The following is a 15,393-nucleotide window of genomic DNA, read 5'->3' as shown; positions in this document are numbered from 1 at the left end:
GACGAAGGGCGTCCGTTGGTTCGTGTGTGACGACAAACCTAGACGCCCTTCTGGCAGCACTGTACGTGTTCATCGACGACCACGTGGCCCCAACAGCCCCGCGTCGCCGGATCGGGCGACCCCCGAAACTCTCGGACGCGGAACTGCTGTGCCTGGCCGTCGCACAGGCCCTGCTCGGCTTCCCCTCGACCCGCCACTGGCTCCGCTTCGCCCACGCCCGCCTGCGGCACCTGTTCCGCTACCTGCCCCAGCAGTCCGGCTACACCAAGCGCCTCAACACGGCCGGACCTTTGATCTCCCAGGTGATCGAGGCACTGGCCCGCACCGTGCCCACATGGGAGGACAACCTACGGCTGATCGACTCCACACCCCTCCCATGCGCCGCCTCACGCGAGACCGTCAGACGCTCCCAACTGGCCGGATGGGCCGGCTACGGCTACTGCCGCTCCCACTCCCGCTACTTCTGGGGCCTACGCCTCTACCTCGTCACCACCGCCGAAGGCATGCCCGTCACCTGGTGCCTGGCCACCCCCGGGATCGGTGAGCGGGAAGTGATGACCGCACTGCTCGAACGCGACCACCACCTCGTGCGAGCCGGCCAGGTCATCCTCGCGGACAAGGGCTTCGCCGGGCGGGAGTTCGAGGCGTTCCTCACCGACCGGCTCGGCATCCACCTCGTTCGCCCGGACCGCAAGGACGAACCAGCCCGCCACGGCAGGCTCGCCCGCTCCCGCCAGTGGATCGAGGCCGTCTTCGACACCCTCAAAGGCCAGCTCAGCCTCGAGCAACACGGCGGGCGAACACCCCAAGGGGTGTTCGCCCGCACCGCCCAACGACTCCTCGCCCTCGCCGCCGCGATCTGGCACAACTGGAACACCAACGCCCCAGTCAAACGCTCACTGATCGCCTACGACCACTGAGAACATCGGACTCAATCATCTAGCGGGGAACGGGCGGGGGGACGGGGCACGAGCGGGGCGGTTACCGCCCCGCCGTGTCCCTCATCCCCGCCCCGTCCCGCCAGCCCGCGCGTCCCCGCCCCCTCCCGGCAGCCCGCGCACCCTCCCGCGGTCGGACGCGGTCAGCCTCCTCGCTCACCCGCGGTCGGGCGCCCCGGCCATGGCCGCCGTGCGGAGGCCGTCCAGTTCCTCCCGCCAGGAGCGCACCGCGGCCGGATCCACCGGGGAGTCCCAGCCCGCGTGGCGCACCGCGCCGCCCACGTGGAAGGCGTCCAGGCCGGCGGCGACCAGTTCCGGCAGGTGCTCGCGGCGCAGGCCGCCGCCGACCAGCACGCGCGGGGCGTGGCCGGGCTCGCCGGCCGCGTGGCGGGCCGCCTCCTCGGCCAGCACCCGCCGGCCGGAGTCCACGCCGGCCGGCGATCCGGCGGTCAGGAAGGTGTCGAGGCCGGGCAGTCCGGCAACCGCCCGTCGCAGGGCGGAACGGTCCGCGCAGCCGTCCAGGGCGCGGTGGAAGGTCCAGCGGCAGCCGCCCAGCACCTCCAGCACGGCCCGCAGGGCGGGGAGGTCCGCGGCGCCGGCGGCGTCCAGGAAGCCCAGCACGAACTCGTCGGCGCCCTCGGCGCGCAGCCGCTCGGCACGGTGGCGCAGCGCGTCGAGGTCGCCGGCGGCGAAGCCGTCCCGCTGGCGGACCATCACCCGCAGCGGCACGGGCACCGCGGCGCGGATCCGGGCGAACTCCTCGGGGGCGACGCTCAGGCCGTCGGCGGCCATGTCGGTGACCACTTCGAGGCGGTCCGCCCCACCGGCCACGGCCGCCACCGCGTCGTCCACGGAGGTGGCGATCACCTCGAAAAGGATTGGTCTAGACATGTGCCCAAGCGTGCCACACCGGGGACGCCCCGCGCGACCGTTCCCCGCGATGCGGACACCCCCGAACCGGTGCCCGGGCACGGACCGCGCACCGCCGGGGGTCAGGACGCCGGGACGGGGCGGACGGCCAGGATGGCGATGTCGTCCTCGCTGTCGGCACCCAGCCCGATGAGGAGTTCGTCGCAGAACACGTCGAGCGGTTCGCGCGCCAGGTCGGCGGTGTGCCGGCGGAGCCGCTCCATGGCGTGGTCGAGGGGCTCGTCCCGTCGTTCGATCAGGCCGTCGGTGTACAGCAGCACGGTCGAACGGGCCGGGAGCGGATTCACGGCCACGGGGCGGGGCAGGTCGGGATCCATGCCCAGCAGCAGGCTCGAACCCCCCTCCAGGAAGCGGGTCCCGCCCTCCTCGGTGGTCAGCAGCGGCGGAAGGTGCCCGGCGGAGGAGTGCTCCAGCTCCCAGGGGCCCTCCGCGGGGCCCTTGACGATGCCGTAGAGGCAGGTGGCGATGGCCTCCCGGAACAGGCTGTGGTTCGCCATGTCCAGGCGTCGCAGGACCGTTCCGGCCGGCTCCTGGCGGTCGACGGCGATGCCGCGCAGCATGCTGCGCAGCTGGCTCATGGCGATGGTCGCGTCCAGGTTGTGCCCGGTGACGTCGCCGATCACCAGCGCCGCGCCCCCGCTGGGCAGGACGAAGCAGTCGTACCAGTCGCCGCCGACCTGCGCGGTGGTGGAGGAGGAGGCGTAGCGCGCGGCCACCCGCAGGTGGCCGAGGTCCGGCAGCACGGGCAGCAGGGAGTGCTGGAGGCGTTCGGCGATGTTGCGGGTCTCCTGGTACAGGCGGACGTTGTCCACCCCCAGCGCGAGGCTGCGGACCAGCTCGTCCACCAGGGCCAGATCGCCCTCGGTGAACGGCCGGTCCCCGCTGGTGCGGGCCACCGTCAGGGCGCCGAAGATCTCCCGGCGGGCCCGCAGCGGGGCCACGATGGCGCTGCCCCCGCCCAGTCGCCGGAACAACTCCCGGTACTCGGCGTCCAGCGGACTGCTGGCCTGGCTCGGCGGGGGCACCTCGCCGAGCAGCAGCGGTCCCGCGCCGCGCAGCACCCGGGCCAGCGGCCCCCGCGCCGCCTCGGACACCGGCGGCAGCGGGCCCTCGTACGCCTCGGGACGGAGCACCCGGGGATCGCGGTGGACGACACAGACCCGCTCCACCCGGGCGTGCTCGCCGAACAGGTCCACGGCGCACCAGTCGGCCAGCCGGCGCGTCAGGCTCCGGCCCACCCGCTGCAGCGCCTCGTCGAGATCCTGGGTGTTGCTCAGCGCGTCGCCGATCTCCGCCTGCAGGGTGAGCCGCTCCAGCGCCGACATGCCCGCCCCGGTCGCGGCGCTCGGCGGACGGCCGAGCGCCGGGGCGGTGGTCGTCGGGTACCGTCCGCTCGGCTCCTGCAGCGCGGCGTGCCGGCTCCGGCCGGAGACGCCCGCCGCGATGGACGCGGTCGCCCTCGGGGTGAGCTGGGCGACGAACACGGTGCGGCCGTCGGCCGTCTCCTGGATCTGGATGAACAGGCGCACGGGGACCAGGCGGCCGTCGTGGTGCAGCGCCGGCAGCGGCACCGAACGGCCCACGATGCGCGGGGTGCCGGTGAGCAGCAGCGAGGTGAAGGCGGCGACGTGGCGCCGGCGCAGGTGCTCGGGGATGACCGCGGTGAGCCGCCGTCCGACGAGGTCGTCCGCGTTCCAGCCGAGCAGGTCGGCGGCCGGACGGTTCGCCGCGATGATCCGGTTGTCCTCGTTCGCGGCGATCGTCGGCACCCGGCTGCCCTCCAGGTGGCTCGCCTCCCACGGCACCAGCTCCGACGGGCTGGCGCCCGGCTCGCGGCGCGTCACCGTCCACGCGGTGGGGCGTTCGCCGGCGAGCTGGCCGATGATCTGGTCGAACAGCCACTGCTGGAAGACGCGGGAGCGCGGGAAGGCCGGCAGGGTGAGCAGGCGCTCGTCCCGGGCCGCCTCCTCGGCCAGGTCGAGCACCCGGCGCAGAGTGCGCACCGCCGGCACGACGTCCGCCGGCACCGACATGGGCACGGAGCGGGCCTCCCCCTCACTGGGCCGGTCCGCCAGCGCGGCCGTCACGCAGGCGCTGATCACGTTGTTGGTGTCGTGGGCGACGACGAGATCGTCCGGCGGCACACCGAACCGCTCACCGGCGGACGCGGCGAGGACGAGTTCGCGCAGCAGCAGGTGCCGGTGCTGCTGGGACGCCGAGTAGAGCCCGGCCGGCACGTCGACCAGCGTCACGGTCCGCCCGCAGCCGGGGGGCGGGCCGGCGTCGCCCCACCCGGACGGCGGCGGGGTCGCGCCCTCGGGCCACAGCTCGAACCACACCGTCTTGCTGCCGGCGCCGGTCTCCACCCCGTGCCGGGACGCCAGCCGCTCCACCAGGGCCAGCCCCTGCCCGGTGCCGGCGTACGGGGAGTAGGCGCGCAGGGCCGGCCCGCGGCACGGCCGGTGGTCGCTCACCCGGGCGCCGACCCTGCCGCCGCGCGCCCAGACCGACACCTCGACCTCGGTGTGCGCGTGCAGCACCGCGTTGGTCACCAGCTCGCTGACCAGCAGCTCGGCGGTGTCCGCCAGATCCGAGGAGACACCGCCCAGGGCCGCCCGCGCGAACCGCCTGGCCGACGCCACGCTCGCCGGCTCCCGGGGAAACCGCCGCGGTGACACCTCCGACGGATCGAAGTCGCCCATGTCCCCAGTGTGCGCCCGCACGGCCCGTCCCGCAGCTACGCCCCGGGCGTCCGCACTGGTCAGCGCGGTTCCGCCGTCCGCCGGCCGGGTGAGGGGGCGGCAGCGCAACGCCCGCTGGGGAGCCCTCGGGGGACCCCCTGTTCCCAGGATTCCACGCCGGCTCGGCGCGCCGCAGCCCCCTCCTCCGGCCTGTGGACAACTCCGAACCCCGGCGCGGCGGCACAATGGCCGGCATGGAGTTGGAGAAGGCCCTGCACCACGCCCGCGCCCTCGTGCTGCACGACCTGTCGGCGGGCGGGGCGGACGACGCCGAGGTCGTCTCCCTGCTGGAGGACGCGATCACCCACCGGCGGTGGTGGGTGGAGCAGTGGCCGCAGGGAGCCGGCTTCCTGCCCGGGCTCGTCGCCCAGGACATGCAGGACGCCCTGCTCACCTCGCACGGCCGCTGGCCGCTGTGCCCGCTGCACCGCGACAGCGCCGACCCGCACGCGCTGGTCGTCGAGCCCGAACTCGGGGAGGACGCGCACTGGGTCTGCCCGGCCCAGGCGGAGGTGGTCGCCGCCGTCGGCGAGCTGCGCTGACCCCCGTCCGCGGCACCCGCCCCCGCCAAGGCACCGCACCGCCTCGCGCCGCACCGCGTGGCGCCCGGCCCGCGTGGCGACCGGCCCGCGTGGCGCCGCACCGCGTGGCGCCCGCCCGGCGTCCCGACCGCGAAACCACAGCCGCCCCACCCGCCCCGACACACCCTTTCGTATGGTTTTCCGGCCACACTGATCGATCAACGCGCGCCGAACCGTTGACCGGGACGGCCCTGAAAATTACCTTCAGCACATGTCGTCCGATGTGAAGGAAAACTTCAGCACCGCGGAGGACGCGGTGCCCGTGGACGGCGCCGCGACCGTCACCGCCGACCCCCTGCGCAGCCGCATCCGCACCCTGCTGCCGTCCATGACGCGCTCCATGCAGCGCGTCGCCGAGGCCGTGGTCGCCGACCCGGCCGGCTGCGCCGTACTGACCGTCACCGAGATGGCCGTGCGCACCGGCACCAGCGAGGCCACCGTGGTCCGCACCGCCCGCCTGCTCGGCTACCCCGGCTACCGCGACCTGCGCATCGCCCTCGCCGGCACGGCCGTGCGCGAGCGGGTCGCCGAACCCCCCGGCGTGGTCGCCGACATCACCCTGGACGACCCGATGTCCGAGGTGGTGGCCAAGCTCGCCCGCGAGGAGCAGCAGACCCTCGCCGACACCGCCGCGCAGCTCGACCCCGCGACGCTCTCCGCGGCCGTCGACAGCCTGGTCGCCGCCCGCCGGATCGACGTCTACGGCATCGGCGCCTCCGGCCTGGTCGCCCAGGACCTCGTCCAGAAGCTGCTGCGCATCGGCATGGTCGCGCACGCCCACTGCGAGATGCACTCGGCGGTGACCAGCGCCGTGGTGCTGCGCCCCGGTGACGTCGCGGTGGCCATAACCGACTCCGGCGGCACGGTCGACGTCATCGAGCCGCTGCGCGCCGCCTTCGAACGCGGCGCCACGACCATCGCCGTCACCGGCCGCCCCAAGGCCCCCGTGGTCCGCTACGCCGACCACGTGCTCACCACCACCGCCGGCCGCGAGACGGAACTGCGTCCCGGCGCGCTCGGCAGTCGGACCAGCCAGCTCCTCGTCGTGGACTGCCTGTTCATCGGCGTGGCGCAACGCACCTACGACAGCACCCGCAACGCACTGGCCGCCTCCCGCGCGGCCCTGGCCCACCGCCACACCCGCTCCTAGGGCGTGCCGGGCGGGGCCGCGGTCGTCACCCCGGCCGCGGCCCCGCCGTCGGTACGGCCTGGCACCGACCGCACGGAGGCCCGACCCGATGAGCCGCACCTCCCCGGCCGAGCCGGACGCACGCGACCCGCACGCCGCCGACCGCCGGCTGCGCGCCCAACTCGACACCATGACCACGGAGGCGGTCCGCCCCGAGTTAGCCGACCTCGACCAACTCTCCACCCTGGAACTCACCCGGCTGATGAACGGGGAGGACGCGCGGGTCGCCGGCGCCGTGGCGGAGGTGCTGCCGCGGCTGGCCGTCGCCATCGACGCCATCGCCGAGCGGATGCGCGGCGGCGGCCGGCTGATCTACGCCGGCGCGGGCACCGCCGGACGGCTCGGCGTGCTCGACGCCAGCGAGTGCCCACCCACCTTCGGCACCCCGCCCTCCCGGGTCGTCGGCCTGATCGCCGGCGGGCCGCCGGCGATCCTCACCGCCGTCGAGGGCGCCGAGGACGACGCGGAGCAGGCCGTGGCCGACCTGGACGAGCTGGGCCTGACGGCCGACGACACCGTCGTCGGCATCTCGGCCTCCGGACGGACCCCCTACGCCGTCGCCGCGGTCCGCCACGCCCGCGCCAAGGGCGCGCTCACCCTGGGCCTGGCCTGCAACAGCGGCTCCGAACTGGGCGCCGCGGCCGAGCACCCCATCGAGGTCGTGGTCGGCCCCGAACTGCTGGCCGGCTCCACCCGCCTGAAGGGCGGCACGGCCCAGAAGCTCGTGCTCAACATGGTCTCCACGCTGACCATGATCCGGCTCGGCAAGACCTACGGAAACCTGATGGTGGACGTCCGGGCCACCAACGACAAGCTCCGGGCCCGCGCCCGGCGCATCGTCCGGCTGGCGACCGGCGCCGGCGACGAGGAGATCGAGACGGCGCTGTCGGCGACCGGCGGCGAGGTCAAGGACGCCATCCTCGTCGTGCTCGCCGGCATCGACGGCCCGTCGGCGGCCAAGGTGCTCGCCGAGCACGACGGCCATCTGCGCGCGGCGCTGCGCACCACGGGCGTCGCCTGACCCCCGCTCGGCTCTCCGCCCTCCCCCGCCACCCTCCCCAGCCCCGGCGCCGTCTCGCCCTCCCCCCCTGGCCCGCCCCACCCCTGGCCCGGTCCGTCACTGGCCCGGTCCGCCGCGGAGCCTCCCGCTCCGCCCCTTCCTACCTCCTCCCGTCCCGTTCTCCGCGCTCCCGCTCGTGGAGCATCCTGCTCTCCTACTCCCTGTCTTCCTCTCCCAGGAGGCCACCGACATGACCAGCACCATCGACGCCGCTGGCGAGGGCGGCGACGGCGACAGAGGCGAAGGCACAGCCGGCGGGGACCGGCACCAACGGACGGCCCGCGCCCTGCTCCCGCTCGTGGGCGGCGCCGGCAACATCACCTCCGTCGAACACTGCATGACCCGGCTGCGCCTGGGCCTGCGGGACCGGGCGGCCGTGCGGGACGCCGAACTGCGCGCGCTGCCCGGCGTGCTCGGCGTCGTCGAGGACGACACCTACCAGGTGGTGCTCGGCCCCGGCCCGGTCGCGGCGGTCACCGCCGAGGTGCGGCGCCTGGTCGAGGCCGCCCAGTCCGCCCCGGCCTCCCTCTCGGCCCCCGGCCCTGCCCCCGACTCCGCCTCCCGCCCGGACCCCGGCCCCGACGCCGGCACGGACCTCACCGCCGCCGAGCGCGGCGCGGAGATCCGTGAGCGCCTGCGCCGGCGCAACGCGACGCCCGGCCGGCTGCTGCTGCGCCGGATCGCCGCCGTCTTCGTGCCGCTGATCCCGGCGCTGATCGCCTGCGGCATCGTCGCGGGCGTCAACGGGCTGCTGCGCAACGCCGGCTGGCTCGTCGGAGTGCAGCCGGCCCTCACCGCCGTCAGCGGGGCCTTCTTCTCGGTGCTGGCGGTGTTCGTCGGCATCAACGCGGCGCGCGAGTTCGGCGGCACGCCGGTGGTCGGCGGCGCGGTGGCGGCAGTCGTGGTCTATCCGGGGGTGGCCGAGGTGTCGGTCGGCTTCCTCGGTGCCGACCGCAGCCTGGCGCCGGGTCAGGGCGGCGTGCTGGGCGCCCTGGGCGCGGCCGTGCTCGCCGCCTACCTGGAACGCTGGTGCCAGCGCTGGGTTCCGGAGGCGGTCAGCGTGCTGCTGACGCCGACACTGGCCGTCCTCGGCGCCGGGCTGGTGACCCTCTATCTGCTGATGTTCGTCGCCGGAGAGGTGGCCGAGGCGATCGGCTGGGTGGCGGACTGGCTGATGGGCACCGGCGGCGCGGTGGCCGGCTTCGTGCTGGCCGGGTTCTTCCTCCCGCTGGTGATGCTGGGGCTGCACCAGGCGCTGATCCCGATCCACACGACGCTGATCGAGCAGGACGGCTACACGGTGCTGCTGCCGATCCTCGCCATGGCCGGCGCGGGCCAGGTCGGCGCCGCCGCCGCCGTGTACCTGCGCCTGCCCCGCAACCCCGGCATCCGCGCCACCATCCGCAGCGCGCTGCCGGCCGGGCTGCTGGGCATCGGGGAGCCGCTGATCTACGGGGTCTCGCTGCCACTCGGGCGGCCGTTCATCACGGCGTGCGTGGGGGGCGCCTTCGGCGGCGGGGTGGTCGGGCTGTTCAACCAGTTGGGCACGGACGTCGGCTCCACGGCCATCGGCCCCTCCGGTTGGGCGCTCTTCCCCCTGGTGACCGGTGACTCGGGGCTCGGCGCCACCGTGGCCGTCTACGGCCTCGGGCTGGTCGCCGGCTACGTCGCCGGCTTCGTGGTCACCTACTTCTTCGGCTTCAGCAGGCAGATGCTGGAGGAGTTCGACCGCGACCCGTCCGCCACGCCCCGGCCCTCCGCCGACGCCACCTCCCCCACCGCCTCCTCTCCGCCGCCGCCCCCGGCCGCGCCCGCCGGCACCTCGGGCAGCGCGGGGACCTGAATGGGCGGGGGCGGGGGCGGATGAGGCGCGGGGCGGACCGAGGTGGGGGCGGGAGGGGCGCGGGGCCGGCGGGGCGGGCCGATCGCGCAAGGGGGCAAATTCCACCTGTGGAAATCTCAGCCGCCCCCTTGTCTCAGGGGTAACCCAGGTCAGACGCGCAGCACAAGAGGGCAATCGCCGCCTGTGGACAACTCCGGCGCCCCCTTGTCTCCAGGGCTAACCCAGACCAGGCCGCCAGCACAAGGGAGCAAAACCTACCTGTGGAAAACTCAGCCGCCCCCTTGTCTCAGGGGTAACCCAGGTCAGACGCGCAGCACAAGAGGGCAATCGCCACCTGTGGACAACTCCGGCGCCCCCATGTCTCCAGGGGTAACCGAGAGCGGGGATACCCCGCAAGGGGGCAAAACCCAACTGTGGATAACCCCCAGGCCCCGGGGCGGGCCCCTCCCGAGCAGCCCGCCCGGGGGAAAGGGCCAGGCAGCGGCAGGCGTCCCCAAGTGGAAGGGCCTCGGGACAACAGCAACAACAACGACAGCAGCGAACGCAACGGCAACAGCAACAGCAACAACAACAGCAAGGACAACAGCAACAGCGCCGGAACGGGCACACCACCAGCAACACAGCACCAAATGGCATAGGCATGCCATAAACGCCGAGCCCGGGAAAAGACCGAGGGGCGGCACCCGGGAGCTCCAGCTCCCGGGTGCCGCCCCTCGGCGGATGGACGGTGCCGATCCCTGTCCGGCCGGTGGCCGGGGTGGGATCAGAAGTCCATGCCACCGCCGGGCATGCCACCCTCGGCGGCACCAGCGGCGGCCTTCTCCGGCTTGTCCGCGATGACGGCCTCGGTGGTGAGGAAGAGCGCGGCGATGGAGGCCGCGTTCTGCAGCGCGGAGCGGGTGACCTTGGCCGGGTCGATGATGCCCTCGGCCACCAGGTCCACGTACTCGCCGGTGGCGGCGTTCAGACCGTGACCGGCCGGCAGGTTGCGGACCTTCTCCACCACGACGCCGCCCTCGAGGCCGGCGTTCACGGCGATCTGCTTCAGCGGGGCCTCGACGGCCAGCTTCACGATCGCGGCACCGGTGGCCTCGTCGCCGTCCACGTCCAGCTTCTCGAAGGCGGAGGTGGAGGCCTGGAGCAGGGCCACGCCACCACCGGCGACGATGCCCTCCTCGACGGCGGCCTTGGCGTTGCGCACCGCGTCCTCGATGCGGTGCTTGCGCTCCTTCAGCTCGACCTCGGTGGCCGCGCCGGCCTTGATGACGGCCACGCCGCCGGCCAGCTTGGCGAGGCGCTCCTGGAGCTTCTCGCGGTCGTAGTCCGAGTCGGAGTTCTCGATCTCGGCGCGGATCTGGTTCACGCGGCCCTGGACCTGGTCGCTGTCGCCGGCGCCGTCCACGATGGTGGTCTCGTCCTTGGTGACGGTGACCTTGCGGGCGCGGCCGAGCAGCTCCAGACCGGCGTTCTCCAGCTTGAGGCCGACCTCCTCGGAGATGACCTGGCCACCGGTGAGGATGGCGATGTCACCGAGCATGGCCTTGCGGCGGTCGCCGAAGCCCGGGGCCTTGACGGCGACGGACTTGAAGGTGCCGCGGATCTTGTTGACGACCAGGGTGGCCAGGGCCTCGCCCTCGACGTCCTCGGCGATGATCAGCAGCGGCTTGCCGGACTGCATGACCTTCTCCAGCAGCGGGAGCAGGTCCTTCACCGAGGAGATCTTGGAGTTGACGATCAGGATGTAGGGGTCCTCCAGGGACGCCTCCATCCGCTCCATGTCGGTGGCGAAGTAGTGCGAGATGTAGCCCTTGTCGAAGCGCATGCCCTCGGTGAGCTCGAGCTCCAGGCCGAAGGTCTGGCTCTCCTCGACGGTGATGACGCCTTCCTTGCCGACCTTGTCCATGGCCTCGGCGATCAGCTCACCGATCTGCGGGTCGGCGGCGGAGATGGAGGCCGTGGAGGCGATCTGCTCCTTGGTCTCGATCTCCTTGGCCAGCTGGAGGAGCTGGTCGGAGACGGCGGCGGTGGCCTTCTCGATGCCGCGCTTGAGCGCCATCGGGTTGGCACCGGCGGCGACGTTGCGCAGACCCTCGCGGACCAGGGCCTGGGCCAGCACGGTCGCGGTGGTCGTGCCGTCACCGGCGACGTCGTCCGTCTTCTTGGCGACCTCCTTGACCAGCTCGGCGCCGATCTTCTCGTAGGGGTCCTCCAGCTCGATCTCCTTGGCGATGCTCACACCGTCGTTGGTGATCGTGGGGGCGCCCCACTTCTTCTCCAGGACGACGTTGCGGCCCTTGGGACCGAGGGTGACCTTGACGGCGTCAGCGAGCTGGTTCATACCGCGCTCGAGACCGCGCCGTGCCTCCTCGTCGAACGCGATGATCTTGGCCATGTGAAGGGGTCCTCCCAGACGGGGTGGAATCTTCGGACCGTAACCGACGCCCGCGACGGACGGCCTCGGCCGCTCCGGTCCCTCCCGGCGCGCCCAGGGCCTCGCCGACCCGATCCGCTGTCACTCTCAACCTCAGAGTGCCAAAGCAATGATTAGCACTCGCCCCCTGCGAGTGCAAGCGCACGGGCGTGCGTGGCGGCGTCACGACGGCGCGGCGGCGGCACGGCGGAGCAGGGCGCGGACCGGCGCGAGCAGGGCGCGGACAGGCGCGAGCAGGGCGCGGACAGGCGCGGACCGGGGCGGGCACGGCGGCGGCCCTGGGCGGGGCGGACACACGTGTGGGCCCCCGTCCCAGGTCGGGACGGGGGCCCACACGCACTCCCCGACGGCCGCCGCGGTGGCGGAGCCGGCGTCAGCCGCTGTGTCAGCCGGCCAGGCGGACCAGGTCCGCCTGCGGGCCCTTCTGGCCCTGGGAGATCTCGAACTCGACCCGCTGACCCTCTTCAAGGGTGCGGTAGCCGTCCATCTGGATCGCGCTGTAGTGGACGAACACGTCCGCACCACCGTCGACCGCGATGAAGCCGTAACCCTTCTCCGCGTTGAACCACTTGACGGTGCCCTGAGCCATTCCTAACTCCCCTATTGCTGGCCCTTGCACGGATCTGCACTTCGCGGACCCGGGTCGCTCGCTTTCTTCCGGCCCCCTGAAGGAAAGTCCCCACAGGGCAGAGGGTCAGCGATGGGAACGCCGCTCGCCCCGGGTGTCCCCAGGCCGTCGGACGAACCTCGACCGCGGCCGAATGTATCTGCCCGAGCGCCCTCCGCAACAGGTCACGAGGAGGAAAAGTGCCACGTCTTTACCGAGAGACATTTCATGCCATGTCCGACGAATACCGCAATGAGTGGTGGACAAATGGCGCTTCTCCGACGAATCGATCAGGCAGATGGCGACGGTCGATTCGGAGCGCCGTCGGGCGCGGCTGTTGCTCGTGGTGCGAGTGATTCGCGTGGTACCGGTGGTGCGCGTTGTGCGGTGTAGCCGGGTGGCGCGCCGGGCGCCGGAGTCGAACACCGGATCGACGCGTTCCGGTACGGCCGGGCCGCGAGGAGGGCGGCGGCCCCGCGGTTCGCGGCGGCGGTCGTGGGCGACCCGCCGGGGGATGGCCCGCGGCACGGCGCCACGGGCGGCCGGCCCGACAGCGGGCATGGCACGGCCACCACGCCACGGCACGACGTCGGTGCGGCGGCACCACCCTACCGGTTACTCGGCCGCGATCCCGCCCCGGCGCCGCACACCCGCGCGCCCCGCGTACACCCGTCGCGCGCCGGCCGCCCGCACTCCCTCCGCACCCCGGCCCGCACGCCCCCCGGCGCGCGCTTCGCCGGCCCCCACGCCCCCACCCACCCGCGCGCGCACCGACCGCCCGCACCCCTCGAACGCGCCGCACGCCCCGAACGCCCGGCCCGGTCCGGGCACGCGTGAGGCCGGCCGGTTCACCCCTGCCCAGGGGGAACCGGCCGGCCTCACGCCTGCCCTCGGTGGCCGCCGTCCGCGGCCCCCTGCCGTACGGTCGGCGGCCGACCGCGCCGGTGTGGTCAGCAGCCTCCGGCGACCGCCGGGATGATCGACACGCCGGCGCCGTCCGGCGTCGCGGTGGCGAGCCCGTCGGCGAAGCGCACGTCGTCGTCGTTGACGTAGACGTTCACGAAGCGGCGCAGCTTGCCCGCGTCGTCCAGGATGCGGGCGCGGATGCCCGGGTAGTCGGCCTCCAGCGCGTCGATGACCTCCTGGAGGGTTCCGCCCTCCACGGAGACCTCGGCCTGGTCCTTGGTGTAGGTGCGCAGGATGGTCGGGATGCGAACGGAGACGCTCATGGCTTCGGCCCTTCGGGACAGCGGGAGGGAGGTGGGGAGTCAGGGGGACGGCGCCGCGCGGGCGCGGTGGCGCGGCTACGCCAGGCCGGCGGCGCGGAAGGCGTCCAGGGTCGGCTTGATGACGGCGGACGGCCCGGTCCCGGCGACCGCGTCCAGCGTCTTCAGCCCGTCGCCGGTGTTCAGCACCACGGTCTCGGCCTCGGGGTCGAGCGCGCCGGAGGCCAGCAGCTTGCGCAGCACGCCGACGGTGACGCCGCCGGCCGTCTCGGCGAAGATGCCCTCGGTGCGGGCCAGCAGCTTGATGGAGTCGACCACCTCGGCGTCCGAGACGTCCTCCACCGCGCCACCGGTGCGGCGGCAGATGTCCAGCACGTACGGGCCGTCGGCCGGGTTGCCGATCGCCAGGGACTTGGCGATGGTGTCGGGGCGCACCGGGCGGACCACGTCGTGGCCGGCCTTGAAGGCGGCCGAGACCGGGGAGCAGCCGGTGGCCTGCGCGCCGAAGATGCGGTACGGGCGGTCCTCCACCAGGCCGAGCTTGACCAGCTCGGCGAGCCCCTTGTCGATCTTGGTGAGCTGGGAGCCGGACGCGATCGGGATGACGATCTGCTCGGGGATGCGCCAGCCGAGCTGCTCGCAGATCTCGTAGGCCAGGGTCTTGGAGCCCTCGCCGTAGTACGGCCGCAGGTTGACGTTGACGAAGCCCCAGTCCTGGCCGATCGGGTCGCCGATCAGCTCGGAGCAGAAACGGTTCACGTCGTCGTAGGTGCCGTCGATGCCGACCAGGTCGCCCCCGTAGACGGCGGCCATCACCTGCTTGCCGGCCTCCAGGTCGGAGGGGATGAACACGCAGGAGCGCAGGCCGGCCCGGGCCGCCGCGGCGCCGACGGCGCCGGCCAGGTTGCCGGTGGAGGAGCAGGACAGCGTGTTCATGCCGAAGGTGCGGGCGGCCTCCAGCGCGATGGCCACCACCCGGTCCTTGAAGGAGTGGGTGGGGTTGCCGGAGTCGTCCTTGACGTGCAACGCCCGCATGCCGAGCTCGCGGGCCAGGTTGCGGGCGTGGACCAGCCTGGTGAAGCCGGGGTTGAGGTTCGGCCGCTCGGCGACGCCGGCGGGCACCGGCAGCAGCGCGGCGTAGCGCCAGATCGAGTTCGGCCCGGCCGCGATGGACTCCCGGGTGATCGCACCGGCCGGGTAGTCGTAGGCGACTTCGAGGGGGCCGAAACAGCTGGTACACGCGAAGATCGGACCGAGCGGGAAGCGCTCCCCGCACTCCCGGCACGACAGCGCGACGGCATTGCCGAACGAGGCCGGGCTGGTGGCGTCCGGGGCCGTGGTGGTGGACGTGGTCGGCGATGCGGGGGTGGCGGCTGACAAAGCCAAGGCGAGGCCCTCTCTCTCCTCATCTTCCCCACGGCGGGTACGCCGCGGGACGGACTTGGCACCTTCCCCGCCGGCGGCCTCGCCGCGGGCCCGCGTCACGCGGACCGGCTACGAGTGGACCGGCTGGAGGGTTGCCGGGGCTTCAACGGGCCGTTCCCTCTGCCCCTCTGGATGAGCTCTGTGGAGTCGCCGGCCGCCGGACCTGCACGGGGAGATCAGCGGCGGCAACACGTTTGTCTCGGGACGGACACCGAAAGGTCCACTCCCGGAAGCAAACTCTAACCCGGGAGCGGTGCGTGGGCCGACGGTGACCAGTAACCGAGACGGCACAGCCTGATTTGCCCCTGTTTGTCAATAAATGTTTCTGCCGGTCGGAGGCGGAAACAACACACCTCAGGGTGACCGGCGCAGCCGCCGGCACCGGGCCGTGCGGGTGCCGACGACGCCGCCCGCACCGCCCT

At 73.4% G+C, this 15,393-nt stretch carries 11 protein-coding genes and 1 riboswitch; of the genes, 5 read left to right on the top strand and 6 right to left on the bottom strand.

Annotated features, from left to right (window positions below; translation table 11 throughout):
• Window positions 1-26 precede the first annotated feature (26 nt).
• The gene (locus tag FHU37_RS23120) at window positions 27-920 is read left to right on the top strand and encodes an IS982 family transposase (protein ID WP_179816614.1); all 894 of its coding nucleotides are present in this window, start codon (window positions 27-29) and stop codon (window positions 918-920) included.
• A gap of 174 nt (window positions 921-1,094) precedes the next feature.
• Here the strand turns inward: FHU37_RS23120 and FHU37_RS23115 are convergent, their stop codons facing one another.
• The gene (locus FHU37_RS23115) at window positions 1,095-1,829 is read right to left on the bottom strand and encodes a copper homeostasis protein CutC (RefSeq protein WP_179816613.1); all 735 of its coding nucleotides are present in this window, start codon (window positions 1,827-1,829) and stop codon (window positions 1,095-1,097) included.
• 101 nt (window positions 1,830-1,930) lie between these two features.
• Window positions 1,931-4,570, bottom strand: a complete 2,640-nt coding sequence (locus FHU37_RS23110; RefSeq protein WP_179816612.1) for a SpoIIE family protein phosphatase — start codon at window positions 4,568-4,570, stop codon at window positions 1,931-1,933.
• A gap of 233 nt (window positions 4,571-4,803) precedes the next feature.
• Here FHU37_RS23110 and FHU37_RS23105 point away from each other — a divergent pair, with 233 nt between their 5' ends.
• From FHU37_RS23105 to FHU37_RS23090, 4 genes are all read left to right on the top strand, one after another.
• Window positions 4,804-5,151, top strand: a complete 348-nt coding sequence (locus FHU37_RS23105; protein ID WP_179816611.1) for a DUF8819 family protein — start codon at window positions 4,804-4,806, stop codon at window positions 5,149-5,151.
• 250 nt (window positions 5,152-5,401) lie between these two features.
• Window positions 5,402-6,340, top strand: a complete 939-nt coding sequence (locus tag FHU37_RS23100) for a MurR/RpiR family transcriptional regulator (RefSeq protein ID WP_179816610.1) — start codon at window positions 5,402-5,404, stop codon at window positions 6,338-6,340.
• An 88-nt stretch (window positions 6,341-6,428) separates the two neighbouring features.
• On the top strand, window positions 6,429-7,400 hold the full coding sequence (gene murQ, locus FHU37_RS23095; RefSeq protein ID WP_179816609.1) for an N-acetylmuramic acid 6-phosphate etherase: 972 nt from the start codon (window positions 6,429-6,431) through the stop codon (window positions 7,398-7,400).
• A gap of 229 nt (window positions 7,401-7,629) precedes the next feature.
• Window positions 7,630-9,282, top strand: a complete 1,653-nt coding sequence (locus tag FHU37_RS23090) for a PTS transporter subunit EIIC (protein WP_179816608.1) — start codon at window positions 7,630-7,632, stop codon at window positions 9,280-9,282.
• Between the two features lie 763 nt (window positions 9,283-10,045).
• On the opposite strand, the gene groL is transcribed toward FHU37_RS23090, so the two are convergent.
• From groL to thrC, 4 genes are all read right to left on the bottom strand, one after another.
• Window positions 10,046-11,674: a chaperonin GroEL gene (gene groL / locus FHU37_RS23085; RefSeq protein ID WP_179816607.1), complete on the bottom strand. Its 1,629-nt coding sequence runs from the start codon at window positions 11,672-11,674 to the stop codon at window positions 10,046-10,048.
• 424 nt (window positions 11,675-12,098) lie between these two features.
• Window positions 12,099-12,302 (bottom strand): cold-shock protein, encoded by a 204-nt coding sequence (locus FHU37_RS23080; RefSeq protein WP_179816606.1) that lies wholly within the window; start codon window positions 12,300-12,302, stop codon window positions 12,099-12,101.
• Window positions 12,303-13,270: 968 nt separating this feature from the next.
• Complete coding sequence (locus FHU37_RS23075) at window positions 13,271-13,549, bottom strand: ubiquitin-like small modifier protein 1 (RefSeq protein ID WP_179816605.1); 279 nt, start codon at window positions 13,547-13,549, stop codon at window positions 13,271-13,273.
• Between the two features lie 75 nt (window positions 13,550-13,624).
• The gene (gene thrC / locus FHU37_RS23070) at window positions 13,625-14,932 is read right to left on the bottom strand and encodes a threonine synthase (protein ID WP_246451242.1); all 1,308 of its coding nucleotides are present in this window, start codon (window positions 14,930-14,932) and stop codon (window positions 13,625-13,627) included.
• 16 nt (window positions 14,933-14,948) lie between these two features.
• Window positions 14,949-15,110, bottom strand: a riboswitch (SAM riboswitch).
• Window positions 15,111-15,393 lie beyond the last annotated feature (283 nt).

The sequence above is a fragment of the Allostreptomyces psammosilenae genome, from assembly GCF_013407765.1.
Taxonomy (GTDB): Bacteria; Actinomycetota; Actinomycetes; order Streptomycetales; family Streptomycetaceae; genus Allostreptomyces; species Allostreptomyces psammosilenae.
The sequence above is the reverse complement of the archived record's forward strand: the minus strand, read 5'-3'. Positions and strand labels throughout refer to the sequence as shown.

What these genes read in the sequence shown, in the direction of transcription:
- FHU37_RS23115 (WP_179816613.1), bottom strand. Translation starts at nt 1,829, where the DNA reads ATGTCTAGACCAATCCTTTTCGAGGTGATCGCCACCTCCGTGGACGAC.
- FHU37_RS23110 (WP_179816612.1), bottom strand. Translation starts at nt 4,570, where the DNA reads ATGGGCGACTTCGATCCGTCGGAGGTGTCACCGCGGCGGTTTCCCCGG.
- FHU37_RS23105 (WP_179816611.1), top strand. Translation starts at nt 4,804, where the DNA reads ATGGAGTTGGAGAAGGCCCTGCACCACGCCCGCGCCCTCGTGCTGCAC.
- FHU37_RS23100 (WP_179816610.1), top strand. Translation starts at nt 5,402, where the DNA reads ATGTCGTCCGATGTGAAGGAAAACTTCAGCACCGCGGAGGACGCGGTG.
- murQ (WP_179816609.1), top strand. Translation starts at nt 6,429, where the DNA reads ATGAGCCGCACCTCCCCGGCCGAGCCGGACGCACGCGACCCGCACGCC.
- FHU37_RS23090 (WP_179816608.1), top strand. Translation starts at nt 7,630, where the DNA reads ATGACCAGCACCATCGACGCCGCTGGCGAGGGCGGCGACGGCGACAGA.
- groL (WP_179816607.1), bottom strand. Translation starts at nt 11,674, where the DNA reads ATGGCCAAGATCATCGCGTTCGACGAGGAGGCACGGCGCGGTCTCGAG.
- FHU37_RS23080 (WP_179816606.1), bottom strand. Translation starts at nt 12,302, where the DNA reads ATGGCTCAGGGCACCGTCAAGTGGTTCAACGCGGAGAAGGGTTACGGC.
- FHU37_RS23075 (WP_179816605.1), bottom strand. Translation starts at nt 13,549, where the DNA reads ATGAGCGTCTCCGTTCGCATCCCGACCATCCTGCGCACCTACACCAAG.